Origin of the sequence: Actinomadura sp. NPDC049753 (assembly GCF_040674655.1) — a bacterium.
Taxonomy (GTDB): Bacteria; Actinomycetota; Actinomycetes; order Streptosporangiales; family Streptosporangiaceae; genus Spirillospora; species Spirillospora verrucosospora.
This window is the reverse complement of the sequence record NZ_JBFARL010000125.1, coordinates 1-24,397: the sequence shown is the minus strand read 5'-3', so window position 1 is coordinate 24,397 and position 24,397 is coordinate 1. Positions and strand designations below refer to the sequence as shown.

The window sequence follows — 24,397 nt, the reverse complement described above, 5'->3', positions numbered from 1 at the left end:
GCCCAGCAGCTTGGAGGCGATGTGGTCGTGCAGGCTCCGCGCCCCGATCAGGTACTTCCTGATGACCCTGGCGGCTAGGCGGAAGCGTTCGGGGCGCCGACCGCGAGTACTACAGCACGGTCATCGCCGAAGAAGGCCCCGACTCGGCGTCCCTCGCGTTCCCCCCGTACGCGCCCGAGCGGCGGATCCCGCTCGCCGGGCACCAGGTCCGCATCGGGCGGCGCAGCTCCTCGCAGCCGTCCCCGCCCGAGATCGACCTGCGCGAGCCGCCCGAGGACCCCGGCGTCTCCCACGTCCACGCGGTGCTGCTGGCGAAGCCCGACGGCACCTGGACGCTGGTCGACCCCGGCTCGACCAACCGCACCTGCGTGAACGGCTCCACCGACCCCATCCCGTACAACGTGGAGGTCCCGGTCTCCGACGGAGACCGGATCCACGTGGGCGCCTGGACCACCATCACGCTCACCCGAGGCGAGGCGACATGACGGCCGTCCAGCAGTCCCCGCCGGCGGGGCGGCCGGCCCCCGCCGCGCAGCCGTCGCCGCCCGCCCGGGACGACGGCGGCACGCGCGGCGAGGACCGGTCCGGCCTCGCGCGGCTGCTCCCCCGCACCGTCGCGGCCCGCGTCAGGACGCTGACCGCGCTGTCGCTCGTGCTGCTGGTGGCGCTGCTCGGCGTCGGCTGGGCGGCGATCGCGAACGCCCGCGAGGGCGTGCGGGTCATCGGGCACGACGCGGGCCCGCAGGTCGTCGCCACCGGCGACCTGTACTTCCAGCTCTCCGACATGGACGCGCAGCTCGCCGACGCGCTGCTGATCGGCGACGCGGCGGGCGGCGGCCGCGAGCAGGCGCTCGCCCGCTACGACCAGAACCGCCGCAAGGCCGGCGACGCGCTGCTGAAGGCCGCGAAGCTCGCCGACGAGACGACCGAGAACAACACGGCCCGGGACCTGCTGGACGCGCTCGCGCGCTACGAGCGCCTCGCCGGGCAGGCCCTGCTGCTGGACCGGCAGTCCCCGCACGCGTCCGGGCCGCCGTCGCAGAAGGTCGTCGACCTCTACCGGCAGGCGACCGACCTGATGAAGCTGGACCTGCTGCCGAAGGCCTACAACCTGACGCTCGACAACGGCACCCTCGTCCGGCACACCTACGAGGACAAGCGCTCGGCGGTCCTCCTGGGACGCACGGGCGTCCTCGCCACGGGACTGGCCCTCCTGGCCGTCCTCCTCGGGTTCCAGCTCTACCTGGCCCGGCGGTTCCGGCGGCTGCTCAACGTTCCGCTCGCGCTGGCGACGCTCGGCACGCTCGCCCTGGTCGCAGCCGGGACCCTCATGCTCACCGGCCAGGCGAACCATCTGCGCCAGGCCAAGGAAGAGGGCTTCGACTCGATCCTCGGGCTCTCGCGGACGCGCGCCATCAGCAACAGCGCGAACGCCGACGAGACCCGGTTCCTGCTCGACCCGGGGCGGGCCGACGCCTACGAGCAGGTCTACCTGAGCAAGTCGCAGACCGTCCTGTACCTGAAGGCCGGCAACCTGACCCAGTACAACGCGGCCGTCCAGAAAAACCTGTCCTTCGAGCCCGGCCGCGTGAAGTTCCTCGGTTTCCTCGGCACCGAGGCCGACCGGCCGGTCCAGTCGGCCCGGCAGAAGGCGCAGCTCACGGACGTGATGAACAGGGTGCTCGCCGACTACCAGAAGGTCCAGGCCAACGACCGCCGGATGCGCGACCTCGTCGACCGGGGACGGCGCGACGAGGCGGTCGCCGCCCGCGGCGCGGCCGCCGCCGACTTCACCCGGTACGACCGCTCCCTCCAGGCGCTCGTCACCATCCACAGGAAGGCGTTCGACGAGGCCGTGAAGGACGGGGACAGAGGCACGAGCGGCTGGTACGCGGTGCTGCCCGCAGCGGGCGCCGTCATCGCCGCGCTCGTCCTCGCCGGCGTGCGTCCCCGCCTGGCCGAGTACCGGTGGTCCAAGTGAGGGCGCGGAGCCTCGCGACGGCGGTCCTCGCGGCCGCGGCCGTCCTCGGCGCGGGGACCGCGTGCGGGATCGCCGACGCCGGAGAGGAATCCGTCGCCGGAAAGGACGCGCTCGTCATCGGCGTCAACGGCGACCAGCCGGGACTCGGCGAACGCCGGGGCGACGGCTCGTTCACCGGATTCGACGTCGACATCGCGAAAGAGATCACCCGGCGGATGGGCGTGCGCCCCGCCGACGTGACGTTCAGGCGGGTGACGTCGGCGACCCGCGAGAAAATGCTCCAGGACGGCGACGTCGACCTCGTGGTGGCCAGCTATTCCATCACGCCGGAACGCAAGGTGAAGGTGTCGTTCGCGGGTCCCTACTACGTGGCCCACCAGGACATTCTCGTCCGCAGGTCCGAAGCCCGCGCCATCCGGAACATCGACGACCTGAAGGGGCGGCGGCTCTGCCGCGTGCCCGGGTCGGTGTCGTTCCCGCGCGTCCACGACGAGCAGGGCGTCGCCGCGCTGCCGGTCGAGGCGAGCGGGTACGCCGACTGCCTCACCGAGCTCACCGGGGGGCGGCTCGACGCGGTCTCGACCGACGACCTGATCCTCGCGGGCCTCGCGGCGAAGGCGTCCGGGGCCGGCGGCGGTCTCACGCTCGTCAACGCCCCGTTCACCGACGAGCCCTACGGCGTCGGCATCAGGAAGGGCGACGTCGACGGCTGCGAGGCGGTCAACAAGGCGATCACGCGGATGTACCAGGACGGCACCGCCCCGCGGCTGCTGGACAAGTGGTTCCGCCCCGCCGGGCTGAAGGCCACCACCACCGTCCCGCAATTCGAGGGCTGCGTCTGAGAATTCGTCACCAAGCGCACGGAAGGCGTCACGGAATGGCACGGGAAGAACAGGTGAGACCGGCCGGTCATGGAGATCAGTCGGTTACGTAAGTTCCGGTCGGCGCGAGTGATCGTAAGTTATGGTCGCGATCAAAAGCCGTTCCGGTAATCACCGTCACGCCCGAGGAGTGCAATGACGACGGTCATCCTGGTGGTGATGTGCGTCGTGGTGGGGGCGCTCGAACTGTACGCGGGCAAGCAGAGCCGGGACCAGGCCCATGCCTTCACCCGCCGGATCGACGAACTGAACGACCAGGTGACCAAGCAGAACAACGTGCTGGTCACCGTCGGCGAGCAGCTCACCGCGGAGCTGTCGCGCGTCAAGCAGGACGTGCTGCCCGCGCTCGACACCCGGCTCCGGCAGAACACCGGGCAGGTGGAGGAGCTCGCCGGCCTCGTCCACCAGGCGGACGACTACCTGCGGACCCAGGCGGGCAGGCTGCACGAGCTGGAGCAGCAGCGCATCACCCTCGCCGCGCTGCGCCGCAAGCTCGGCGAGGTCGAGACGTCGGTGCGGGCCGCCACCGGGGCGGGCGGCGAGGCCGTCGAGGGCAAGGTCGAGGCGGCGCTCGGCCGGCTCGCGGACCTGGAGCGCGGCGGCGAGGAGATCCTGGAACTGCAGCGCGCCCTCACCCGCACCCTGGAGGACGTCGAGGACGTCGTCGCCGAGCTGCTGCGGTTCACCGAGGGCGAGCTCGACGACACCGTCACGGCGGCGCTCACCGGACGCCCCCGCCCCCACGGCGACGCCGTCACCGCGACCGGGCGCCTGTGGACGCGCGACGAGGAACTCGAGGACATCCTCAGCGACATGTACGAGCGGTGCGTGCGCGCCAGCCGGCTCGCCGTACGGTTCCGCACCGCCGAGGGCTCGAACGGCACTCCCGGCTCACCGGAGCGCCGCCGCTACTTCCTGGGCGGGCACGCCAGCGAGGACCTGGCGGGCGTGTTCAGCGCCCTGCTCATCTCCGCGGGCGCCGGCGCCCGGCCCGGCAACGGCGTGTCCGGCGGCGAGGCCAGGCGGGGCCTCGCGCGGGTGGAGCCGGGCGTCCCGGCGGGGGTGGAGCCCGCGCGCGGGCCCGAGGACGAGGCGGCCCTCAAGTCGCTCCTGCGGACGCTGGCGGAGTGCTCGGGCGCCGTCGCGCAGATCGGCCCGCTCATGGCCGTCCGGACGCGCGACGAGCTGCTGTGCGCGGTGCTGACGGCCGCGCAGTCGCTGGAGCTGGAGAGCGACGAGGTGTTCTGGGACCCGGCCGCCGCGAGCGTCCGGCTGCGGCGGCTGCCGTCCCATCAGCTGTGGGACCTCACCGGCTGGGCCACCGCCCCGTAGGCCCGCACGGAACGTTCCGCGGGGCCGCCGATGCGCACGTAGAGGGGGCAGCGCAGGGCGCCGGTCCGCGGGTCGGCCTCGACGCACAGGCCGATCCCGGCGGCGCGGTCGAGGAACACCGCGTTCTCCACCGCCCGCGCCCCGCGCACCGCGTACGGGACGGAGTCGGCGTCGCCGGTGTCGACGAGCTCCTCGAACGTCAGCCTCCGCGCGAACCGCATCAGCACCGCGGCGTCCACGACGCGGCTCCCGATCGCCGCCGACGGGCCCGCCACGACGATCCCGAAGCTCGGGTCCTCCCGGCCCCGCACGTAGATCTCCCGGTCCGGCTCCAGGCCCCGGCGGCGGTCGGGGACCTGGACGCCGAAGCCGGCGTCGCCGTTCAGGTACGCGGGCGGCCCGAAACCCGCCGGCGGCGCCCCGTCCCGGACGCGCAGCGCGCCCGCGGGCATCTCCCAGCCGGGCAGGTAGACGCCGAGTCCCCTCAGCAGCAGCCGCCAGATCGGACGTCCGGTCACCTCGGGCGCGAAATCGCCGCGCGGCCGGCCGGGCTCCCGCGGATTCTCGGCGTCGCCGTCCATGACGACCATGATCGGCGAACGGATCCGCGTCCGACAAGGCCCCGTGCGGCGCCGTGGCCCTTACCGTGCGGCCCCTGCACCGCCGGTGCCGCGTCGGCTACGGTTGACCCACCCGGATCATGACGAGGACACGCCGTGAATCTGCAGGACATGATGGTGCACCGCGACACCTCGTCGCGGACGGTCGACAAGTATCTGATGTCCTACGAGGGCCGTGTCATCGCGGTGCGGCGGCATCCCGCCGTCCTGCTGCTGCCGGTGGGGGTCGTCGTGGCCGGGCTCATCGCGTGCGGCGCGGCGAGCGCGGTCAGCGGGCAGATCTGGATCTGGTGGCTGTGGCTGATCACGGTCTGCTACCTGGCCTGGAAGGTGATCGCCTGGTCGGTGGACTTCTTCCTGGTCACCGAGCACCGGGTGATGGTCGTCAACGGCGTCCTCAACCGCAACGTCGCGATGATGCCGCTCGCCAAGGTCACCGACATCGCGCTGAACCGCTCGGTGCTCGGGCGGGTCTTCGGCTACGGCGAGTTCGTGATGGAGTCGGCCGGCCAGAAGCAGGCGCTGCGCAACGTCGGTTTCATGCCGTACCCGGAGCAGCTGTACCTGGAGGTCTCGTCCGTGATCTTCGGCACGGTCGAAGAGTCGCCGGACTGATCCCCTTCAGGAGTCGAAGCCGAGGCCCATGCGGTCGAGGGTGCGGAGCCAGAGCCCCCGGCGCCCCGCGTTGCGGTCGGCGCGGGCGATCTCGCGCCGGGTCAGCTCGATGACGCCGTAGCGCAGCGGCTCGGGCGGGAACGGGACGGGCTTGGAGCGCACCATCGCCAGCCGTGCCCGCTCGGTCTCCTCGCCGGGCGCGAGTCCGACCCGCAGGAGGTCGAGCATGACGTCGGCTCCGAAGCGGGTTGCGCCGACACCGAGGCCGGTGTAGCCCGCCGCGTATGCGAGCCTGCCGTCGTAGGCCGTCCCGTAGAAGGCGCAGAAGCGGCTGCACGTGTCGATGACGCCTCCCCACGCGTTGGTGAAGCGCACACCCTCCAGTTGCGGGAACGTCGCGAAGAAGTGCCGGGCCAGGGTCGCGTACGTGGAGGGGCGCCGTTCCAGCGCGGGACGCATTCCGTTGCCGAAGTGGTAGACGGCGTCGTAGCCGCCCCACAGGATGCGGTCGTCGGCGGTGAGCCGGTAGTAGTGGAACTGGTTGGCGCTGTCGCCGAGCCCCTGCCGGTGACGCCAGCCGATGGACGCGCGCTGCGCGGGGGTGAGCGGCTCGGTGACGAGGGCGTAGTCGTACACGGGGACGACGTAGTTGCGCAGACGCCGGAGGATCGGCGGGAAGGCGCCGGTCCCCAGGGCGACGTGCCGGGCGGTGACCGTCCCGAGCGGGCGGGGCGCCCGGTCGCCTCGCCGCGGGGGCGCGGCGGCCGTCAGCCGGAGCCTGCGGGCGTCGGTGCGCAGCGCCGTGACGCGGGTGTTCTCGAAGACGCGGACCCCGAGGGCGCGGCACGCGTCCGCCAGGCCCCAGGCGAGCTTGGCCGGATGCACCATGGCGACGGCGTCGCGGTCCCACAGGCCCGCCAGGTAGGTGGGCGAGTCGACCTCGGCGCGGACCGCCTCGGGGCCGAGCATGATCGGTTGCCAGCCGTGCTCGTAGGCCTTCTCCGCCGCCTCCTGGAGCGCGGGCACCTGCCACTCCTCGGTGGCGACGCTCATCTCCCCCGTCGGCTCCCATTCGGCGTCGATGCCGTGGCGGGTCAGCGTCTCCGCGATGGCGCGCAGGTTGTCCCAGCCGAGGCGTTCGAGCGTGTGGGCGTCGTCCGGCCAGCGCCCGAGGCCGTTCTCCAGGCCGTGGGTGAGGCTGGCGGCGCAGAACCCGCCGTTGCGTCCGGACGCGGCGGCGCCGATCCGGCCCGCCTCCAGCACGACCACGTCCAGGGACGGGTCGCGCTCCTTGGCGAGCAGGGCCGTCCACAGGCCGCTGTACCCGCCGCCGACGACGGCGAGGTCGCACGTCACGGCGCCGGACAGCGCCGGACCCGCCTCGGGGCGGGCCGGGTCCCCGAGCCAGAACGGCTCGGGGGCGGCCCCGGCGAGCGCCTCGGCCACGTTCACGTCCGGGTTCATGCTCGCGTTCGCGCGCGGGCGCTGCGCCGCGCCGACACCACCGCGATCAGCACGCCGACCGCGAAGATGATCGTCCCCATCACGTTGACCTGCGGCGGCGTCCCCGTCCTGGTGGAGCCGTAGATCCACAGCGGGAACGTGACGGTGGCGCCGCTGGTGAAGTTGGTGATGACGAAGTCGTCGATGGACAGCACGAACGCCAGCAGCGCCCCCGCCAGCACCCCCGGCATGATCATCGGCAGGGTGACCAGGCGGAACCGCGTCCACGGGCCGGCGCCGAGGTCCTGCGCCGCCTCCTCCACCGCGGGGTCGAGCCCGACGACGCGGGCCCGGACCGTCACGGCCACGAACGCGATCGAGAACATCACGTGCGCGAGGAGGATCGTCAGGTAGCCGCGCGGCAGGTTGAACGTGACGAACATCGACAGCAGCGAGGCGCCCATCACGATCTCCGGGCAGGAGATCGCCATGAACAGCACGAGGTTCGTCGAGCCCTTGCCGCGGAACCGGTACCGGCCGAGCGCGAGGCCCGCGAACGTCCCGATGACCGTGGTGATCAGCGTGCTGAGCAGCGCGATCGTCAGCGAGTTGACGACGGCCGCGGTGAGGTCGCTCTTGTCGAACAGGTGCGCGTACCACCTGAGCGTGAAGCCCTGCCACTCGAAGTTCTGCTTGCTGCGGGTGTCGTTGAACCCGAACAGGATCATGATCGCGATCGGCAGGATCAGCCACGCGATCAGCACGAGGGTGTAGAGGTGCAGGCCGGAGATCCGGCGCCGGGGCGCGCGCCGCCGCCGCGGGGTCTCGGCGGGCGTCACCGGGGCCTTGGTGTGCGTCGTCATCGTCCCGCCGCCTCAAGGACGTCCTGTGTTCCGAGCGTGCGCGCGTAGGCGAAGATCCCGACGAGCAGGATCGCCATCAGTGCGAACGACAGCGCGGACGCCGTCGGGTAGGCGCTGTTGTTGAAGTACTCGGTCTGGATGACGTTGCCGATCATGGTGTTCTGCGGGCCGCCGAGCACCTCGGCGTTGACGTAGTCCGACGACACCGGCACGAACGTCATGATCACGCCGGCGAAGACGCCGGGCAGCGACAGCGGCAGGATGACCCGCAGGAACGCCTGCGCCCGGCTCGCGTACAGGTCGTAGGCCGCCTCCACCACGCGCGGGTCGATGCGTTCGAGCGCCACGTAGATCGGCAGGACCATGAACGGCAGGAAGTTGTAGGCGAGCCCGGACACGACCGCGACGCCGGTGTCGAGGACGTGGAAGCCCTCCGGCAGGACGCCGTGGTCGCGCAGCGGCCCGAGGATCGGCCCGTTGTCGGTGAGGACGAGCTTCCACGACACCGTCCGCAGGATGAACGAGACGAAGTACGGAAGCAGCAGTAGGAACAGATACGTCGACTTGGCGCGGCCGCCGCGGAACGCGATCCAGTACGCGGCCGGGTAGGCGAGCACGATGCACGCGACCGTCGCGACCAGCCCGTACCAGAGCGACCGGACGAACTTGTCGCCGTAGGTGCTGAGCCCGTCGGTGTAGTTCTGCCAGTGCAGCGTCTGCTGGAAGCCGTCGATGAGGTTCCCGGTCTGCAGCGACAGGGACACCATCAGCACCATCGGGACGAGGAAGAACGCCGCCAGCCACAGCCCGCCCGGAAGGATCATCAGGTACGGCGCGAGCCGTCCCCGCACCCCGCCCATCACGATCCCTTGGAGATCGGCTCGAAGATCTTCTGGTACTCGGTCTCCTCCGCCTGCGTGAGCCGCCGGTAGTGCCGCAGCCGGGCCAGGTCGGCCTGCGACGGGAAGATCAGAGGGCTGGTGCTGAGCCGGGTCAGGTCCTTCTTGTCCTCGCCGCCCGCCTGCTCGGCCTTCTGCGCGATGAGCTTCTGGGTGGCCGGGATCGGCGGCATGTAGTTGATGAACTCGGTCAGCGGCGCGTTGTTCTCGGGGACGTAGAGCCAGTTCATGAGGGTCAGCGCGTCCACCGGGTTCTCGGCGGTCTTCGGGATGCAAAGGTTGTCGGTCCAGATCGTGCCGCCCTCCCTGGGCACCACGAACTTCACGTCCGGACTCGTCAGGCTGTACACGTCCCCCGACCACGCCATGGTCATCCACACGTCGCCCTTGCTGACGGCGTCGACGTAGTCCTGGCTGTAGTACTTGCGGACGATGCCCTTGTCGCGCTGCTCGCGCAGCTTGGCGGCGGCCTTCTCCCAGTCCGCCTTCGTCGACTTCTCCGGGTCGATGCCGAGCAGGAACATCCCGAAGTTCCCGAGCTCCTGCGAGTCGCCCATCATGCCGACCTTGCCCTTGTACTTCGGGTCGAACAGCTGGGCGATGCTGGTGATCTCCTCCTTCACGTACTTGGTGTTGTACGCGATGCCGGTGACCCCCGACTCGTACGGGATCGTGAAGGCGTTGCCCGGGTCGTAGGACGGGTTCTTGAACGACGGGCCCGCGTTCGCCTGGAAGTTCGGCAGCTTCGACAGGTCGAGGGGCGCCAGGTAGCCGAGCTGGCGGCACTGCTCCAGCTGGATCCCGTTCGTCATCACCATCAGGTCGAAGCCGATGGACTGCCCGGCGGCCAGCGGCGCCTGGATCTTGCCGAACCACGGGCCCATCTCCTGGATGACCTCCTTGTAGGTCACCTTGACGCCCATCTCCTTCTCGAACGCCTTGATGGTCTCCCGGTCGTCCTGCATGTAGCCCGGCCAGTTCGCCCAGTTGAGCCTGCCGCTCTTGGCCTTGTTCGCCCAGTACTTCTCGACGTCGCTCTGGGTGACCTTCTCCTTGCCGCCCTGCCCCTTCACCCCGCACGCCGACAGGGCGAGCCCGGCGCCCGCCGCCCCCATCAGCCTCAGAACGTCGCGGCGGGCCGGGCCGCCCGCGCCGGAACGTGCCAGGCGCGGCCTTGTGAGTCCGCGGAGGAAGGCGGGGTCGAACTGGCTCATTGCGGCGCTCCTATGGCGTACGAGTGGCGCGGATCCCACGACAACCAGACGCTGTCGCCGCGCACGGCGATGTCGTCGGCGGACGCCGCGTTCTGCAGGAACACGACGACGTCGGCGCCGGCGGAGGTGGTGATGTTGTAGTTCGTCGACGTCCCGAGGTACACGACCTCGGTCACGGTTCCCCGGACGGCGCACTGCCCGTCCCCCGGCCTTTCCGGCCCGATCGCGATCTTCTCGGGGCGGACGGTCAGCTCCACGCGCTCCCCCGCGACGGCCTTCCGGCCGTGGCGCATCGGGACCTCGATCCGGCCCTCGGGGCCGTGGGAGAGCACCGCGCCGCCCGGCCCCGTCCCGGTGACCTCCCCCTCCAGCAGGTTGGACGTGCCGATGAACCCGGCCACGAACCGCGTCGCGGGATGCTCGTAGATCTCCCGCGGCGTGCCGAGCTGCTCGATCATCCCGTCGTTCATGACGGCGATGCGGTCCGACATCGTCAGCGCCTCGCCCTGGTCGTGCGTCACGTACACGAACGTGACGCCGACCCCCCGCTGGATCCGCTTCAGCTCGACCTGCATCGCCTGGCGCAGCTTCAGGTCGAGGGCGCCGAGCGGCTCGTCCAGCAGCAGCGCCCGCGGCTCGTTGACCAGCGCCCGGGCGAGCGCGACCCGCTGCTGCTGGCCGCCGGACAACTCGGCGGGACGGCGCTTCTCCCGCCCCGCCAGGTCGACTATCTCCAGCATCTCCCCCACCCGCCGCGTGATGTGCGCCTTCGGAACGCCGCGCCGGCGCAGGCCGAACGCGACGTTCTCGAAGACGCTCATGTGGGGGAAGAGCGCGTACGACTGGAACACCATGTTCACGTCGCGCCTGTTGGGGGGCACGTCCGTGACGTCCTGCCCGCGCAGCCGGACCCGCCCCGCCGTCGGCTCCTCGAAGCCGGCGATCATGCGCATGGTCGTCGTCTTGCCGCATCCGGACGGGCCGAGCAGGGAGAAGAACTCCCCCTCCGCGATCGACAGGTCGACGCCGCGCACCGCCGCCACGGTCTCGCCGTAGGCGTGGTAATCCTTCTCGACTCCCGCGAGTTCGATCGCGGGGACCGCGACGGCCGGATCGTCGCGCGCCGCGGCGGGTTGGGTCTCGGTCATGGGCGGGACTTCCTTCACGGGCTCCGGTCGGCGGCGCTCAGCCGCCGATGTAGTGCATGACGTGCTTGACGCGGGTGTAGTCCTCGATTCCGTACATCGACATGTCCTTGCCGTAGCCGGAGTGCTTGAAGCCGCCGTGCGGCATCTCCGACACCAGCGGGATGTGGGTGTTCACCCACACGGCACCGAAGTCCAGTGCCTTGCTCATGCGCATGGCCCGGCCGTGGTTCTGCGTCCACACGCTGGCGGCGAGGCCGTACTTGACGCCGTTGGCCCACTCCACGGCCTGAGCCTCGTCCGAGAAGCTCTGGACGGTGATGACGGGCCCGAAGACCTCGTTCTGCACCATCTCGTCGTCCTGCCTGAGGCCGCCCACGACGGTCGGGGCGAAGAAGTAGCCGCGGTCCCCCACGCGCTCGCCGCCGGTGAGGACCTTCGCGTGGCTGGGCGCCCGCTCGATGAAGCCCTGGACGCGCTCCAGCTGGTTCGCGTTGTTCACCGGTCCGTAGAAGGCGTCGGCGTTGCTGGGAGGCCCGACGACCGTCCCCTTGGCGGCCTCGGTGAGCGCCTCGGTGAACTCCCCGTGCAGCCGGTCGGCGACCAGCACGCGGGTGGCCGCCGTGCAGTCCTGGCCCGCGTTGAAGTACCCGGCCTCGGCGATGCCCGTCGCCGCCGCCTCGACGTCGGCGTCGTCGAACACGACCACCGGCGCCTTGCCGCCCAGCTCCAGGTGCACCCGCTTGAGGTCCTTGGCCGCCGACGCGGCGACCTCCATGCCGGCCCGCACGCTCCCGGTGATCGACACCATCTGCGGCGTCGGGTGCTCCACCAGCGAGCGCCCGGTGCCGCGGTCGCCGCAGACCACGTTGAAGACGCCCGGGGGCAGGAACTCGGCCGCGATCTCCGCCAGCATCAGCGTGCTCGCCGGGGTCGTCTCGGACGGCTTGAGCACCACGGTGTTGCCCGTCGCAAGCGCCGGCCCGATCTTCCAGATCGCCATCATCATCGGGTAGTTCCAGGGCGTCACCTGGGCGCACACCCCGATCGGCTCCCGCCGGATCGAGGAGGTGTGGTCGGCCATGTACTCGGCGGACGCCTTGCCCTCCAGCACCCGGGACGCCCCGGCGAAGAACCGGAGGTTGTCCACCATCGGCGGCACCTCCTCGTCCAGGGTCATCTGGACGGGCTTGCCGGTGTCCCGGCTCTCCGCCCTGACGAGGTCCTCCGCCCGCTTCTCGACCGCGTCCGCGAAGCGGAGCATCGCGAGGCTCCGCTCCCCCGGCGTGGCGTCGCGCCAGGCGGGGAACGCGTCGGACGCCGCGCGGAACGCGGCGTCGACGTCCTCGGCGCCGGACACCGGCGCCTCCGCGTACGTCTCGCCGGTGCTGGGGTCGACCACCTCCAGCGTCCGCCCGTCCTTGGCGTCGACGTACTCTCCGCCGATAAAGTTGCGCAGCCGCTCGCCGCTCATCCTCAGGTCCCTCCTGGGCTCCGTCGCCCGTTGTGTCCTGTTGGCCCGACCCTTACAGAGGAGTCCGCCCAACACAAGTGATTCCGTTGTTACGATCGAATTTCACGACTGATTCACTTGGCCCAGAGGCCTCACACCCTCGATGCCGCAGCTAGGAGAACCGGATGGAACGGGCAGCCCGCGTCCAGCTCGACGAGACCGCCAAGCAGATCATCGAGCAGCTCCAGCAGGACGGCCGCCGCTCCTACGCCGCCATCGGCAAGGCCGTGGGCCTCTCCGAGGCCGCCGTGCGCCAGCGCGTGCAGAAGCTCCTCGACACCGGTGTCATGCAGATCGTCGGCGTCACCGACCCGCTGATGCTCGGCTTCCACCGCCAGATGATGATCGGCGTCCGATGCGAGGGCGACCTGGAGAAGACCGCCGACGAGCTCGCCGCCCTGGACGAGATCGACTACGTCGTCATCACCGCGGGTTCGTTCGACATCCTCCTGGAGCTCGTCTGCGAGGACGACGAACGTCTCCTGGAACTTCTCGGCCGTATCCGCGCCATCCCAGGCGTCGTCTCCACCGAGAGCTTCGTGTACCTCAAACTTCGCAAACAGACCTACTCCTGGGGAACCCGCTGACTCCGCCGGACACCCGCCGATTCTCGTTCTCAGAGGGGATGTCCTGGCAACTCCCCGCGGCGTACTTTGAAAGGCCGCAAGGAAGGAGACCGGCCATGCCCGAGTCGGTTCGCCAGGACCTTCCGGCCGATCCCGCCGACGATCACATCACCTTCCGTACCACCGCGGAGCAGTTTCTCGTGATCCGCGCGGCGGCCGAGCTGATCGGCTGGTCGGTCACCGACTTCGTCCTGTCAGCCGCCCTGGACCGCGCCGAACGCGACCTCTACCAACACGCCGCCGCACAAGAGGCGGCAGAGCCCGCCCCCGACCCGATCCCTCCCTACACGGCCCTGCTGCTGGCCCTGTCCTGACCCACCCTGAGCGGACGAAGCCCACACTGACGTCCGCCTACTAGGCGGCGGTCGGAACCGACCATCTCCCCTACAGCTCACCGACCGCCGCCACCAAGGAAATCGCCCCGACCCGGTAACCCCCAGAAGCACCCCCGCGGACGACAAGGCGCCAGCCTCGCCCTCGAGAACCCCGCTCCCGTCAGGCCGATTTGCCGTTGCCTGCGGGTGGGACTGGAGAATAGGGGGATGGGTGAGGCTGTGAGCAAGGCGTGTCTGTTCTGCGAAATCATCAAGGGAGAGCGGCCCGCGCACGTCGTGCTGGACGCACCAGACGCGATGGCGTTCCTCGACACCCGCCCACTCTTCAAGGGCCACACGCTGCTGGTCCCCCGGACGCACTACGAGACGCTCACGGATCTGCCCGAGGACCTCCTAGGCCCGTTCTTCGCGCAAGCCCAACGCCTTGCGAAGGCGATGGAATCCGTCCTCGAAGCGGCCGGCTCGTTCGTCGCCATGAACAACCGGATCAGTCAGAGCGTCCCCCACCTGCATGTACATGTGGTTCCACGCAACCCGAAGGACGGACTCCGCGGCTTCTTCTGGCCACGCCAGAAATATGCCTCCGACACCGAGGCCGCCGACTACGCAACCCGCCTCGCCAAGGCACTGACCACCCCCACCTGACCAACCTGCCGAGCAAGACGAACACCCAACCCGCAGCGTTAGATCGGCTGGCGCTACAACCGCAGCCGTGCGAACACACGGCAGCGACGAGACCATCCGGGGTAAGCGCCCCAGACTCCACCGCCCGACCACACCGTCCCCGCATGGCGGGAGCAGTAAGGGACGGGCGCGGCGAACAACGCGCAAGGCCGCCGCCGGACCGACACCCCGCCACCCAGCCCGGACACCGCGAAAGACGGGCGCGGCAAACAACGCGCAAGGCCACTGCCGGCCCGACACCCCGCCACCCAGCCAGGGCGCCCCGGAGGACGGGGGCGAGGGACGCGTAAGGCCGTTGCTGGCCCGCCGTCCCGCCTGGGCGGCGCGGAGGACGGGGACGGCGAACGACGTGCGAGGCCGCTGCAGGCCCGACATCCCGCCAACCGCCCGGACGGCCCGAAGGACGGGCGCGGCGAAGGACGGGGACGAAGGACGCGTAAGGCCGTTGCTGGCCCGCCGTTCCGCCGCCCCGCCTGGGCGGCGCGGAGGACGAGGATGGCGAACGACGTGCGCGGCGAACGACGTGCAAGGCCGCTGCCGGCCCGACACCCCGCAACCCAGCCCGGACGCTCCGAAAGACCGGCGCGGCGAAGGACAGGGACGGTGCAAGACGCGCGAGGCCGCTGCAGGCCCGACATCCCGCCACCCGGCTCGGGCGGCGCAGAGGACGGGGGCGGCGGAGGACGCGTGAGGCCGTTGCTGGCCTGCCCACCGCGGCGAGCGGCGCTTGCCCCGGCGGCCCCTGGCGTTACTTGGTGCCCTCTGCCGTGAGGGCGCGGACGCCGGAAGCCGGTGTTGGCTAACGCCGTCCTTACGAGGGGGTCCCTACGGTTTTGGTGCCATGCGGCTGGAGCGTGTCGCCTTTCGTTATCGGCGCCGGGACCCCTGGGTGTTCCGCGACGTCACGTTGTCGCTTCCAGAGGGAAGCGTGACCGAGGTGACCGGGCATAACGGCGCAGGGAAGTCCACTCTGCTCCGCGTGATGGCCGGCCTGCGCAGGCCACGCATAGGCGTCGTCAAAGACCGTCCCACCCGAGTGGGGTACGCGCCGGAGCGGTTCCCGGTCGACCAGCCGTTCAGCGTCCGCGCCTACCTGGCCCACATGGCGGCCATACGGCGCGTCCCTACAAACACCGGCAACGTCTGGGCAGAGCGACTGAGCTTTGGCCACCTCCTCGATGTACGACTGTCCGAGCTGTCGAAGGGCAGCGCTCAGAAGATCGGGCTCGCGCAGGCGCTCATGGGGGACCCGGAACTGCTCATCTTGGACGAGCCCTTCGCAGGCCTGGACGCCGCCACACGCGATGCGCTCCCCGAGCTGATCTCCGAGTTGGCCTCGCGCGGCTCCACGGTCGTCGTCAGCGACCACCAGCGCTGCATCGAGGCGATGCCCGGCGTCGACCGCTTGCACGTCGCCAACCGCTCCGTGACATCGCTGGCCCCTGGAGACACCAGTCCTTGGACCGTCCTGGAGGTCGAGGTGCCCGGAGACGAGGCCGACACTGTGGAGACGAAGTTGAGGGCCGACGGCTACCGGGTGCGGAGGCGTGAAGAATGATCGCGCTCGTCCGATTCCACGTGGCGGGGTACCTGCGCTCGCTGCGTGTCCTGCAGCCGCTGATCGTCGTGGCCCTGCTCGTGGCGCTGGTCCTCGCACAGGGACCGAGCGGCCCTGACGCCGGCGAACTCGCAGTACGGACTTTCGCCGACGTGGCGGCGATCATGTTCCCCGTGTGGGCGTGGGCGGCCCGCGCCCTCCTCGACACCCAACCCGACGAGCAGCGCTCGCTGACCGCCACCGCGGCCCGTCACCCGTCCGCGCCCACGTGGGCGGGCCTTCTCGCGGCGTACGGGGTGAACGTCTTCCTGGGCGTCGTGACACTGGCCGTTCCCCTCCTCCAAGCCCTCCAGGCGGGCTCGCCGGGACAGGCGATCTTGGCGGGTTGCGCGTTGAACCTCCTCGTCGCCGTCCCCGGCACGCTGCTCGGGGCGTGGACGAGCCGCCCCCTCATCCCCGATCCGGGTATCTCGCTGCTAGCGCTCCTCGGCGGCGCGACCGCTCTCCTGCTCCTGGGCATGGGACGGCTCTCCTGGCTTTCCATCCCGATGATCGACTGGATGCGCGCAGCTCACGATGGCCCGAACGTCTTCGTCTCGCACTTCCCCACCACCGCCCTCCACCTGTTCATCTGGTCCACGGTCGTAGGCGCCGCCTACTTCGTAACCACCCACCGCACCCCCTGACCACTCCCCACTTACTCGACGACCGGCTCCCGTCGAGCACCAGCTCACACCGCGCCTTCGCCCGCTGACATGGCCCTTGCCAATGAGGACCCCGATGCTTGGACGAACGAGGTGAAGCGTTTCCATAGCCACGGCGGACATCACGCCGCCGCGTCTTGTAAGCACTCGACCACGGACACTCGTCTCATGAGAGCTCTCCAACCCGGGCGAGCAGGGGCGCACGGCATCGCGCGGTGACGACCCTTGGAGAGCAACCTCAGCGAGCACCAGCTCACGCCGCGCATTCGCCCGCTGATGTTCTGGAGGGTTAGAGCGATATGCCTGCGGCTGGGGCGGTCATCACGGCCTTGTGCGTGCCGCACCCCGGAAGGGTCCGGCCGATCTCGTTGGTGTGGTTGTACTGGGAGCGGTAAGCGACGGTTTCTCTGCGCCTTCGACTGCGGCACGGCATGTTGGCGGTGGCCGGACCGCCGCCAGTGTGAGCTGAGACTCCACGCCGCCACCTCCTCGCGGCCGTTTCTACCCACAGGCATCTTGTCGCCGAGTGCTCGGGAGGGCCGCCGGGACGACGCCGAAGGCCGTCGCCCGCCGGGTCTTGTGTCCCAGGGGGCGTGACGCTGCGGAGGCTGATCTGGCCCAGCGGGCGTTTGGTCGGGGGATGCCTTCGGGTGGGTCACGCGGCCTGGACGGTTAGCCATGTCTGCTCCAGGGGGGTGTCGTGGCGGTTGCAAAAATAGATGCGGCCCGGGTCGCCCCAGTACCAGCCAAGGCGGTCGTCGGAGTCGAGTTGGAGGAGGAGGTGCCATTCCTCGACCGCGCGTTGCTCGTCCGGAGTGAGGGCCGGAGGATTGAGGGAGTTCAGGCTGCGGCCGGTCGAGGCGTACAGGCAGTCGGGGCCGATGGGACGCTGGACGAGGTTCGGCCAGCCGCCCAGTTGGTGCGCGGGCGCTTCGTCCGGGCAGGTGTGGCGTGTCCACGCGGCGTGTAGTTGTTCATACACAGGCACGATGCCGTCGTAGACCATCTCCAAGCGCTGGATGACGGCCTCCTGGGGAGAAGGCAGGGAGAGGAACGGGGCGGCGCCCAGCGTGGTCTGCGGGTAGGAAAGAGCTCCTGGCGGCGGGGTCGCTGGGCGAAGGGCGCCAGTGAAAACGCGCCAGCCGTCGCGTTGGCTTGGCTCATCGCCCCACGGTCGGGGGATTCCGCTCGCGTAGTAGAACGCGGCGCGGCAGGCGGGCAGACCCGGGATCCTCGGGAGGCCGGCGAGTCCCGCGAAGTCGATCGCGCCTAAGAAGTCGAGCGGGCGGCCGTTCCAAGTCGGCCATGGCTCGTCCGGCGGCAGCTGCGGGGTGCCTCCGAGGTGGACGGGCACCTCACCGCGGGTGGAGAGGCGCAGCCCGGGCTTGGTCAGGGGCAGCAGGATGGCCGTGATCTCCGGCGCGAGGAAGGCGTCGAACAGGGCTCGGAGCCGTCGGTACTGTACGGCGAAAGGGTCCATGCACGTAGCGTGACGCGGCCTTTACGCAGCGCGCTACATCCCGCGAAATTGTGGATAACTTCGTCAGCGTTCGAGGGCGGCCGCGAGTTGCAGCAGGAAGCGGTCGATCTCCTGCTCGTCGTAGCCGGGCCCGAACCGGACGGTGCGGAACGCGCTCTCCCGCACGTCCCGGGCGGTCACGGGCGGGGCGAAGCCGCGCAGGCCGGCGATCACGCGTTCGAGGAAGGCGTCCACGTCCCGTACGTCGTAGCCGGGGCGCAGACCGGCACCGGAGAACCGCGCGTTCTGGATCCAGTTGATCAGCCAGGCGGGTTGGGCGCGGGTGCGGCCGGGACGCTCCCCGATCGGCGCGCGGGCCTGGAGTTCCCTGATGCACTCGCGGAGCAGCTCGTCCACCGCGCGGTGGTCGTAGCCGCGAAGGACGGTGGTGAACCGGGCTTGGCGCACCTCGTCCGCGGACACCGGCGGCCCGCCGTTCAGCGCTTGCGAGATCCGTTTGAGCAGGGCGTCGACCTGGTCCCGGTCGTAGCCCCGCAAGACCACCGGCAGCCGTGTACCCGTCTTCACCGGCACCGCGCTCCTCAGCCGTGTCCGCGCGCTCCGCGCGGCGCCGGGAACGCGCCCCGCGGCGCGCTCAGTCCTTGGTCGCCGCGGCCAGCTGCCCGCAGGCCCCGTCGATCTCCCTGCCCCGAGTGTCGCGCACCGTGACCGGGACCCCGTGGGCCTCCAGGCGCCGGACGAACTCGCGCTCGTCCTCGGGCCGGGAGGCGGTCCACTTGGAACCCGGCGTTGGGTTCAACGGGATCAGATTGACGTGTACGAGATGGCCGCGCAAGAGCCTTCCGAGAAGATCGGCCCGCCAGGCCTGGTCGTTGATGTCCTTGATGAGGGCGTACTCGATCGAGACGCGGCGCCCGCTGCGCTCGGCGTAGGCCCAGGCGGCGTCCAGCACCTCGGAGACCTTCCACCGGTTGTTGATGGGCACGAGGTCGTCGCGCAGCTCGTCGTCGGGGGCGTGCAGGGACACGGCCAGCCTGACCGACATGTCCTCGGCGGCGAGCTTCTCGATGGCCGGGACGAGCCCGACCGTGGAGACCGTGACCGAACGCTGGGAGATGCCCAGCCCGGCGGGCGCCGGGTCGGTGATGCGCTTGACCGCGCCTATCACGGCCTTGTAGTTGGCCAGGGGCTCGCCCATGCCCATGAAGACGATGTTGGAGACACGGCCGGGGCCCCCTGGGACGCGCCCACGGGCGAGTGCGCGCGCGCCCGCGGCGACCTGCTCGACTATCTCGGCCGTGGAAAGGTTGCGGGTGAGCCCTGCCTGACCGGTCGCGCAGAAGGGGCAGTTCATCCCGCAACCCGCCTGGGACGAGACGCACATCGTGGCCCGGTCCGGGTACCGCATCAGTACCGACTCGAACAGGACGCCGTCGAAGGCTTTCCAGACGGTCTTCAGGGTCGTTCCGCCGTCGCAGTCCAGCTCGCGTACCGGGGTCAGCAGCGAAGGCAGCAGTTCGGACACCAGGCGGTCCCGGACAGCGGCCGGCAGGTCCGTCATCTTGGCGGGATCGTCGACGAGGCGCGCGAAGTAGTGGCGCGACAGCTGGTCGGCGCGGAACGGCTTCTCCCCCAGTGCGGCGACCGCCTCGCGACGCTCGGCCGTGGTGAGGTCGGCGAGATGCCTCGGCGGCTTGCCGCGCCTCGGTGCGGCGAAGACGAGCTTCGCCGGGGTCTTCTTGGGCGCGGCGCCGGTCGCGGAGGGCTGGGTGGTAGACATGGTCCTTCCAGTGTCGCAAACACCTGCGCGTGCATCGTCCGTCCTGGACGCCCTCCCATACCTGAACAGCGACATTCCTGCACACGGCCTTGTCTGCGACTAAGGTCTCGATCATGTCGGTTTTGCGTAGGGGCGCTGCCTCGCCCCGGGGGACAGCGGCCACGGTCGTCCACGCGGCGGCCAGCCCGTACGGCAGCCGGCGGCTCACCGTGGAGACCGACGGCGAGGTCACCGCCGCCTACCTGAAGGACGCGCGCGACTCGGTGGTCGGGGCTGTCTGGGTCGCGAACCACCGCGAGGCCCCACGGGAACTGGACCGGGCGCGGCTCGACGCGGGCCGCGCGCCCCTCCTGCCGGAGTCCCATGTGCGCCACCCCGCAGGACGCCCGGCGCTGGACACCGAGGCGCTGGAGGTCGTCTGGTTCGAGGAGGGCGACGGCGTGGCCCTGCTGGAGGGAGGCGATCTGCTGCTGGTGATCCCCGGCTGGTCTGACATGGGGCGCGGCATTCCCGGCTACGCCCGCGACGCCACGCTGCAGAGCCCGTTCGCCTTCCCTCTGGACGAAGGGATCGAGGACTTCGGGCCGCGCATCGAGCAAGCACGCGAGCACTGGAAGAGATGCCGCGCAGACGGCTCCTGGGCGGAGTTCCAGCAGTCGATCCTCGGTCACCTCCTGCAGAGGCTGGGTCCCAGTGGCCACTACTGGCACGATGTCGGACGCCAGTTGGCGAGCGGCAGGCCGAGCATGGCCCCGACGGTGGGGGTCTCGGAGCGTCCCGCAAGGGGCGACCGGCAGTTCACCGTTCTGAGCACGGTCGGGATGAGCCGCCAGCGGATGCCCACGGTCGAACTGTACGAGGACGACGTCGCCCCCTACGGACGCATAGAACTGGCCGTCGCCAGCACGCTGCCCAGTCAGCGGTCAGGCAGCATCTTCCCGTGGCTAGCGCAGTACCCGTGGCGGTCGGTGACGTGGTTCGCGCCTGGGGACGTCGTCAAGTGGTACCACGAGGCTCGCACGTTCCCCCTCGGCAACGGCGAGTCGTCCTGGGAGGGCGTGCTTCTCCTGGAAGACCCGAACCGTCTCGCAGGACCTGAGGCGCCTGGCATGACCGGACTGACGCTCGCCGGCGACGCCGTCCGATGGCTGTGGCTCGTGCCCATCACGGGCGAGGAGCACCGTTTCGCCAAGAGCGAGGGGTCGGACGCGCTCATCCGGCGTCTGGCCCAGCAGGGCCGTTCCTGGGTCGTCTCCTAAGGCGGCTTGTCCCTCAGGGGCGTCCGCAGACGGCCGCGGGACGCCCCTAGGCCGTCCTAGCTGGGGACGAACAGTTCCAGCAGCAGCCAGACGACGGGGGCCGTCGCGACGAGGGAGTCGAGGCGGTCCATCACTCCCCCGTGGCCGGGCAGGAGCGTTCCCATGTCCTTGATCCCGAGATCCCGCTTGATCATCGATTCGACGAGGTCGCCCGCGGTCGCGGTGACCACGGCGGCGAGTCCGATGATCACGCCCTGCCAGACATGACCGCCGTCCAGGAGCCACCACACCAGCCACCCGCCGACGATCATGCAGGTGACGGCGGACCCGGTGACGCCCTCCCAGGTCTTCTTCGGGCTGATCGTGGGCGCGAGCTTGTGCCGGCCCAGGAAGGACCCGGCGAAGTACCCGCCGATGTCGCTGGCGACGGTCGTGGCGATGAAGATGACGATGCGGTGGTCGCCGTCGTCGGGACGCATCAGCAGCGCGACGATCCCGCCCATCAGCACCAGGTAGCCGGCCACGAGCGATCCGGCGGTGACGTCCCGCACGTATCCGGCGGCGCCCTCGGTCATGCGCGTCATCAGCAGCGCCAGGACCGTCAGCGAGACCGCGGCGATGGTGGCGGTGGCGCCCCACACGTAGGCGACGACCGGCGTACCGACCATTCCCGTCGCGACAGGGATGAACGGGACGCGGATGTCGCGGCTCTTGAAAGCCTCGGTCAGTTCCCGCATGCCGAGGAACAGGAACACGACCATCACGCCAAGGAAGATCTCCTTGATCGTGTACAGCGAGAGCAGCACGAGGGCGCCGAGCGCGACGCCCACGCCTATGGCGAGCGGGAGGTTTCGCCCCGTCTTGCTCTCGGGCTTCCCAGCGGGCGTCGCGCCGCCGGAAGGCGAGGGGCCGCCGGAAGACGGGGGGTCGCCGGAGCCGTCCCGCCCCTGCCCAGGGGGCGAGGCGAGTGCTTCTCCGGGGGGTGGGCCGGCCATGTCGACCTCCGGCTCGTCCGGGGAGCCCGAGGGCTCCCCGGCGTCGTCAAGTCTCATCAAACTTCGAGCAGTTCGGCCTTCTTGTGCTCAAGGAGCTCGTCGATCTGCGCCACGTAGCGGTGCGTCGTGTCGTCGAGATCCTTCTCGGCACGCCTGACCTCGTCCTCGCCGACCTCGCCGTCCTTGGCGAGCTTGTCGAGGGCGTCCTTCGCGCGGCGCCGGATGTTGCGGATGGAGACCCGGCTCTCCTCCGCCTTGGTGCCGGCGACCTTGATGAACTCCTTGCGGCGCTCTTCCGACAGGTCCGGGAAGACGACCCGGATGACGTTGCCGTCGTTGGTGGGGTTCACGCCGAGGTCGCTGTCGCGAATGGCCCTCTCCACCGCCTGCATGGACGACTTGTCGAAGACCTGGACGATGACCATCCGCGGCTCGGGGAGCGTGAAGGACGCGAGCTGGTTGATCGGCGTCGGCGTCCCGTAGTACTCGGCCGTGATCTTGTTGAACATCGCGGGGGTGACCCGGCCGGTGCGGATGGCCTGGAAGTCCTCCTTGGCGACCGCGACCGCCTTCTCCATCTTCTCCTCGGCTTCGAGGAGGGTCTCGTCGATCACTGTGACTCCCGTGTCATCTGGTCGGCCCTGATCCTGCGGTTCCGCGCCGCGTCCGGCGCGGCCGTGGGCTGCGGTCAGCCCTCCGCCGGGCTGACCAGCGTGCCGATCTTCTCACCCCGGACGGCCCGGACGATGTTGCCCTGCCCCATGAGGTCGAAGACCACGATGGGGAGCGCGTTGTCCATGCAGAGGCTGATGGCCGTGGCGTCCATGACCTTCAGGCTCCGCTGTAGAACTTCACCGTATTCCAAACGGTCGAACTTGACCGCGTCTGGATTCTTTCGGGGATCGGCATCGTAGACACCGTCCACTTGCGTGGCCTTCAGGACCGCCTCCGCACCGATCTCCAGCGCGCGCTGGGCGGCGGTGGTGTCCGTGGAGAAGAACGGCTGTCCGAGCCCGGCGCCGAAGATGACCACGCGGCCCTTCTCCAGGTGCCGGATGGCGCGGCGCGGGATGTAGGGCTCGGCCACCTGGCTCATGGTGATGGCGGTCTGCACGCGCGTGTCGAGCCCGAGCTTCTCCAGGAAGTCCTGCAGGGCCAGGCAGTTGATGACGGTGCCGATCATCCCCATGTAGTCGGCGCGCCCGCGGTCCATGCCGCGCTCGGCCATGACGGCGCCGCGGAACATGTTCCCGCCGCCGCACACGACCGCCACCTGCACGCCGTCCCGGACGGCTTCGGCGATCGCCTCGGCGACGTGCTGGACGACCTCAGGGTCGATGCCGAGCGGGTCACGTCCGGCGAAGGCCTCGCCCGAGAGCTTCAGGAGCACCCTCTTCCAGCCCGCGCGCGGCGCGTGCTGGCCGGACGACGAGGCCGCCGTCGCGCTACTGGTCGTCTTGTCCGGCACGTCGGCGGCCTCCTCGTTGCGTTCGCTATGTCTCGGGTACTCGTTTCCAGAGTGCCCTTAAGCCTGCCCGACCTTGAACCGGGCGAAGCGGACGACCTTCACGCCGGCCTCGTCGAGGACCTTCGCGATCGTCTTCTTGTTGTCCTTCACGAACGCCTGCTCCACCAGCACGAAGTCGCGGAAGTAGGCGTTCACCCGGCCCTCGACGATCTTCGGGATGGCCTGCTCGGGCTTGCCCTCGTCACGGGTGAGCTGCTCGGCGAGCGCCCGCTCCTTCTCGATCGCCTCGGCGGGGATCTCCTCGCGGGTGAGGTACTTGGGGGACATCGCCGCGATCTGCTGGGCGACGTCCTTGGCGACCTCGGCGTTCTCGGTGTCCAGCTCGACCAGCACGCCGGTGGTCGGCGGCAGCGACGGGTCGGACTTGTGCAGGTAGCTGGCCACGTAGGCGCCCTGGAAGTGGGCGAACCGGCGCAGCTCCAGCTTCTCGCCGATCTTGGCGCTGTTCTCCTCGATCAGGGCCTGGACGGTCTTGCCGGGCTCGATCTCGGTGGTCAGCAGGGCGGCGGCGTCCGCGACGCCGCTGCCGGCCGCGAACTCGACCAGGCGCTGGGCGAGCTCGATGAACTGCGCGTTCTTGGCGACGAAGTCGGTCTCGCAGTTGAGCTCAAGGAGCGCCCCGTCACCGGAGTTCGCAAAGTGCTCGGCGACCAGGCCGTTGGCGGCGGTGCGCTCGGCGCGCTTGCCGACGTCCTTGGCGCCCTTGAGACGCAGCAGCTCGGTCGCCTTCTCGAAGTCGCCGTCCGCCTCGGTGAGGGCGTTCTTCACGGCCATCATGCCGGAGCCGGTCAGGTCGCGCAGCCGCTTGACGTCAGCGGCGGTGAAGTTGGCCATCGCTCTCTTCGCTTCTCTCGTCGTTGGTCGTGTGACCCGCGACGGTCCCGGTGGCGTCCGCGCGGGCGCCACCGGGCCCCCGGGGTCAAGCCAGCACGGCCGCGGCGG

The 24,397-nt window shown here is 70.3% G+C and carries 25 protein-coding genes; 11 read left to right on the top strand and 14 right to left on the bottom strand.

From position 1 onward, the window contains the following. The first annotated feature begins 122 nt into the window (after positions 1-122). The 4 genes from AB0K37_RS27305 to AB0K37_RS27290 all read left to right on the top strand — a co-directional run bounded on the left by AB0K37_RS27305 (position 123) and on the right by AB0K37_RS27290 (position 4,194). A complete protein-coding gene (locus tag AB0K37_RS27305) occupies positions 123-485 on the top strand; it encodes an FHA domain-containing protein (protein ID WP_363985824.1) in 363 nt (120 codons plus the stop codon). After that, positions 482-1,981 carry a hypothetical protein gene (locus AB0K37_RS27300; RefSeq protein WP_363985822.1) on the top strand — a complete coding sequence of 500 codons (1,500 nt, stop codon included), beginning with the start codon at positions 482-484 and terminating at the stop codon, positions 1,979-1,981. Before AB0K37_RS27305 ends, AB0K37_RS27300 begins: the two co-directional genes overlap by 4 nt. Then, positions 1,978-2,823: a glutamate ABC transporter substrate-binding protein gene (locus AB0K37_RS27295; protein WP_363985820.1), complete on the top strand. Its 846-nt coding sequence runs from the start codon at positions 1,978-1,980 to the stop codon at positions 2,821-2,823. The genes AB0K37_RS27300 and AB0K37_RS27295 overlap by 4 nt, the downstream gene beginning before the upstream one ends. 174 nt (positions 2,824-2,997) lie before the next feature. Next, on the top strand, positions 2,998-4,194 hold the full coding sequence (locus AB0K37_RS27290; protein WP_363985819.1) for a hypothetical protein: 1,197 nt from the start codon (positions 2,998-3,000) through the stop codon (positions 4,192-4,194). Here the strand turns inward: AB0K37_RS27290 and AB0K37_RS27285 are convergent. Then, a complete protein-coding gene (locus tag AB0K37_RS27285) occupies positions 4,155-4,775 on the bottom strand; it encodes a hypothetical protein (protein ID WP_363985817.1) in 621 nt (206 codons plus the stop codon). The genes AB0K37_RS27290 and AB0K37_RS27285 overlap by 40 nt on opposite strands. Positions 4,776-4,910: 135 nt before the next feature. Here AB0K37_RS27285 and AB0K37_RS27280 point away from each other — a divergent pair, with 135 nt between their 5' ends. Then, positions 4,911-5,429 (top strand): PH domain-containing protein, encoded by a 519-nt coding sequence (locus tag AB0K37_RS27280; protein WP_363985815.1) that lies wholly within the window; start codon positions 4,911-4,913, stop codon positions 5,427-5,429. Positions 5,430-5,435: 6 nt separating this feature from the next. Here the strand turns inward: AB0K37_RS27280 and AB0K37_RS27275 are convergent, their stop codons facing one another. The 6 genes from AB0K37_RS27275 to AB0K37_RS27250 are packed head-to-tail and all read right to left on the bottom strand — an operon-like array spanning position 5,436 to position 12,467. After that, entirely contained in the window at positions 5,436-6,893 is a 1,458-nt protein-coding gene (locus tag AB0K37_RS27275) for an FAD-dependent oxidoreductase (RefSeq protein WP_363985813.1), read from the bottom strand. Next, positions 6,890-7,735: an ABC transporter permease gene (locus tag AB0K37_RS27270; protein ID WP_363985811.1), complete on the bottom strand. Its 846-nt coding sequence runs from the start codon at positions 7,733-7,735 to the stop codon at positions 6,890-6,892. The genes AB0K37_RS27275 and AB0K37_RS27270 overlap by 4 nt, the downstream gene beginning before the upstream one ends. Then, positions 7,732-8,595, bottom strand: a complete 864-nt coding sequence (locus AB0K37_RS27265) for an ABC transporter permease (RefSeq protein WP_363985809.1) — start codon at positions 8,593-8,595, stop codon at positions 7,732-7,734. Before AB0K37_RS27265 ends, AB0K37_RS27270 begins: the two co-directional genes overlap by 4 nt. After that, positions 8,595-9,848: a spermidine/putrescine ABC transporter substrate-binding protein gene (locus tag AB0K37_RS27260; RefSeq protein WP_363985807.1), complete on the bottom strand. Its 1,254-nt coding sequence runs from the start codon at positions 9,846-9,848 to the stop codon at positions 8,595-8,597. The genes AB0K37_RS27265 and AB0K37_RS27260 overlap by 1 nt, the downstream gene beginning before the upstream one ends. Next, positions 9,845-10,996, bottom strand: a complete 1,152-nt coding sequence (locus tag AB0K37_RS27255; protein WP_363985805.1) for an ABC transporter ATP-binding protein — start codon at positions 10,994-10,996, stop codon at positions 9,845-9,847. The genes AB0K37_RS27260 and AB0K37_RS27255 overlap by 4 nt, the downstream gene beginning before the upstream one ends. Before the next feature lie 37 nt (positions 10,997-11,033). Then, complete coding sequence (locus tag AB0K37_RS27250) at positions 11,034-12,467, bottom strand: gamma-aminobutyraldehyde dehydrogenase (protein WP_363985803.1); 1,434 nt, start codon at positions 12,465-12,467, stop codon at positions 11,034-11,036. 164 nt (positions 12,468-12,631) lie between these two features. Between AB0K37_RS27250 and AB0K37_RS27245 the strand changes: the two genes are divergently transcribed. The 5 genes from AB0K37_RS27245 (at position 12,632) to AB0K37_RS27225 (ending at position 16,395) form a co-directional block, all read left to right on the top strand. Further along, the gene (locus AB0K37_RS27245) at positions 12,632-13,093 is read left to right on the top strand and encodes an Lrp/AsnC family transcriptional regulator (RefSeq protein WP_185023108.1); all 462 of its coding nucleotides are present in this window, start codon (positions 12,632-12,634) and stop codon (positions 13,091-13,093) included. Positions 13,094-13,188: 95 nt separating this feature from the next. Next, complete coding sequence (locus AB0K37_RS27240; protein ID WP_089312852.1) at positions 13,189-13,446, top strand: DUF1778 domain-containing protein; 258 nt, start codon at positions 13,189-13,191, stop codon at positions 13,444-13,446. 228 nt (positions 13,447-13,674) lie between these two features. Then, positions 13,675-14,112: an HIT family protein gene (locus AB0K37_RS27235; protein ID WP_363985801.1), complete on the top strand. Its 438-nt coding sequence runs from the start codon at positions 13,675-13,677 to the stop codon at positions 14,110-14,112. A gap of 880 nt (positions 14,113-14,992) precedes the next feature. Further along, positions 14,993-15,709, top strand: coding sequence for an ATP-binding cassette domain-containing protein (locus tag AB0K37_RS27230; protein WP_363985799.1), 717 nt, complete (start codon positions 14,993-14,995; stop codon positions 15,707-15,709). Further along, the gene (locus tag AB0K37_RS27225; protein ID WP_363985797.1) at positions 15,706-16,395 is read left to right on the top strand and encodes a hypothetical protein; all 690 of its coding nucleotides are present in this window, start codon (positions 15,706-15,708) and stop codon (positions 16,393-16,395) included. The genes AB0K37_RS27230 and AB0K37_RS27225 overlap by 4 nt, the downstream gene beginning before the upstream one ends. 673 nt (positions 16,396-17,068) lie before the next feature. Here AB0K37_RS27225 and AB0K37_RS27220 read toward each other — a convergent pair. From AB0K37_RS27220 to rlmN, 3 genes are all read right to left on the bottom strand, one after another. Continuing rightward, positions 17,069-17,893, bottom strand: a complete 825-nt coding sequence (locus AB0K37_RS27220) for a YwqG family protein (RefSeq protein WP_363985795.1) — start codon at positions 17,891-17,893, stop codon at positions 17,069-17,071. 63 nt (positions 17,894-17,956) lie between these two features. After that, positions 17,957-18,460 (bottom strand): DivIVA domain-containing protein, encoded by a 504-nt coding sequence (locus AB0K37_RS27215; RefSeq protein WP_363985793.1) that lies wholly within the window; start codon positions 18,458-18,460, stop codon positions 17,957-17,959. A gap of 67 nt (positions 18,461-18,527) precedes the next feature. Then, positions 18,528-19,673 carry a 23S rRNA (adenine(2503)-C(2))-methyltransferase RlmN gene (rlmN, locus tag AB0K37_RS27210; protein ID WP_345175030.1) on the bottom strand — a complete coding sequence of 382 codons (1,146 nt, stop codon included), beginning with the start codon at positions 19,671-19,673 and terminating at the stop codon, positions 18,528-18,530. Between the two features lie 113 nt (positions 19,674-19,786). Between rlmN and AB0K37_RS27205 the strand changes: the two genes are divergently transcribed. Next, positions 19,787-20,932, top strand: a complete 1,146-nt coding sequence (locus tag AB0K37_RS27205; protein WP_363985791.1) for a suppressor of fused domain protein — start codon at positions 19,787-19,789, stop codon at positions 20,930-20,932. 56 nt (positions 20,933-20,988) lie between these two features. On the opposite strand, the gene AB0K37_RS27200 is transcribed toward AB0K37_RS27205, so the two are convergent. From AB0K37_RS27200 to tsf, 4 genes are all read right to left on the bottom strand, one after another. Further along, positions 20,989-21,984 carry a phosphatidate cytidylyltransferase gene (locus AB0K37_RS27200; protein WP_363985789.1) on the bottom strand — a complete coding sequence of 332 codons (996 nt, stop codon included), beginning with the start codon at positions 21,982-21,984 and terminating at the stop codon, positions 20,989-20,991. Continuing rightward, the gene (gene frr / locus AB0K37_RS27195) at positions 21,984-22,541 is read right to left on the bottom strand and encodes a ribosome recycling factor (protein WP_363985787.1); all 558 of its coding nucleotides are present in this window, start codon (positions 22,539-22,541) and stop codon (positions 21,984-21,986) included. The genes AB0K37_RS27200 and frr overlap by 1 nt, the downstream gene beginning before the upstream one ends. 74 nt (positions 22,542-22,615) lie before the next feature. Next, positions 22,616-23,395, bottom strand: a complete 780-nt coding sequence (gene pyrH, locus AB0K37_RS27190; RefSeq protein ID WP_089312861.1) for a UMP kinase — start codon at positions 23,393-23,395, stop codon at positions 22,616-22,618. Between the two features lie 57 nt (positions 23,396-23,452). After that, positions 23,453-24,289, bottom strand: coding sequence for a translation elongation factor Ts (gene tsf, locus AB0K37_RS27185; protein WP_363985785.1), 837 nt, complete (start codon positions 24,287-24,289; stop codon positions 23,453-23,455). Between the last annotated feature and the right edge of the window lie 108 nt (positions 24,290-24,397).

Coding starts and splice junctions, on each gene's coding strand:
- AB0K37_RS27300 (WP_363985822.1), top strand. CDS start 482: ATGACGGCCGTCCAGCAGTCCCCGCCGGCGGGGCGGCCGGCCCCCGCC.
- AB0K37_RS27290 (WP_363985819.1), top strand. CDS start 2,998: ATGACGACGGTCATCCTGGTGGTGATGTGCGTCGTGGTGGGGGCGCTC.
- AB0K37_RS27285 (WP_363985817.1), bottom strand. CDS start 4,775: ATGGACGGCGACGCCGAGAATCCGCGGGAGCCCGGCCGGCCGCGCGGC.
- AB0K37_RS27275 (WP_363985813.1), bottom strand. CDS start 6,893: ATGAACCCGGACGTGAACGTGGCCGAGGCGCTCGCCGGGGCCGCCCCC.
- AB0K37_RS27270 (WP_363985811.1), bottom strand. CDS start 7,735: ATGACGACGCACACCAAGGCCCCGGTGACGCCCGCCGAGACCCCGCGG.
- AB0K37_RS27265 (WP_363985809.1), bottom strand. CDS start 8,595: ATGGGCGGGGTGCGGGGACGGCTCGCGCCGTACCTGATGATCCTTCCG.
- AB0K37_RS27260 (WP_363985807.1), bottom strand. CDS start 9,848: ATGAGCCAGTTCGACCCCGCCTTCCTCCGCGGACTCACAAGGCCGCGC.
- AB0K37_RS27255 (WP_363985805.1), bottom strand. CDS start 10,996: ATGACCGAGACCCAACCCGCCGCGGCGCGCGACGATCCGGCCGTCGCG.
- AB0K37_RS27250 (WP_363985803.1), bottom strand. CDS start 12,467: ATGAGCGGCGAGCGGCTGCGCAACTTTATCGGCGGAGAGTACGTCGAC.
- AB0K37_RS27245 (WP_185023108.1), top strand. CDS start 12,632: ATGGAACGGGCAGCCCGCGTCCAGCTCGACGAGACCGCCAAGCAGATC.
- AB0K37_RS27240 (WP_089312852.1), top strand. CDS start 13,189: ATGCCCGAGTCGGTTCGCCAGGACCTTCCGGCCGATCCCGCCGACGAT.
- AB0K37_RS27235 (WP_363985801.1), top strand. CDS start 13,675: ATGGGTGAGGCTGTGAGCAAGGCGTGTCTGTTCTGCGAAATCATCAAG.
- AB0K37_RS27230 (WP_363985799.1), top strand. CDS start 14,993: ATGCGGCTGGAGCGTGTCGCCTTTCGTTATCGGCGCCGGGACCCCTGG.
- AB0K37_RS27225 (WP_363985797.1), top strand. CDS start 15,706: ATGATCGCGCTCGTCCGATTCCACGTGGCGGGGTACCTGCGCTCGCTG.
- AB0K37_RS27220 (WP_363985795.1), bottom strand. CDS start 17,893: ATGGACCCTTTCGCCGTACAGTACCGACGGCTCCGAGCCCTGTTCGAC.
- rlmN (WP_345175030.1), bottom strand. CDS start 19,673: ATGTCTACCACCCAGCCCTCCGCGACCGGCGCCGCGCCCAAGAAGACC.
- AB0K37_RS27205 (WP_363985791.1), top strand. CDS start 19,787: ATGTCGGTTTTGCGTAGGGGCGCTGCCTCGCCCCGGGGGACAGCGGCC.
- AB0K37_RS27200 (WP_363985789.1), bottom strand. CDS start 21,984: ATGAGACTTGACGACGCCGGGGAGCCCTCGGGCTCCCCGGACGAGCCG.
- tsf (WP_363985785.1), bottom strand. CDS start 24,289: ATGGCCAACTTCACCGCCGCTGACGTCAAGCGGCTGCGCGACCTGACC.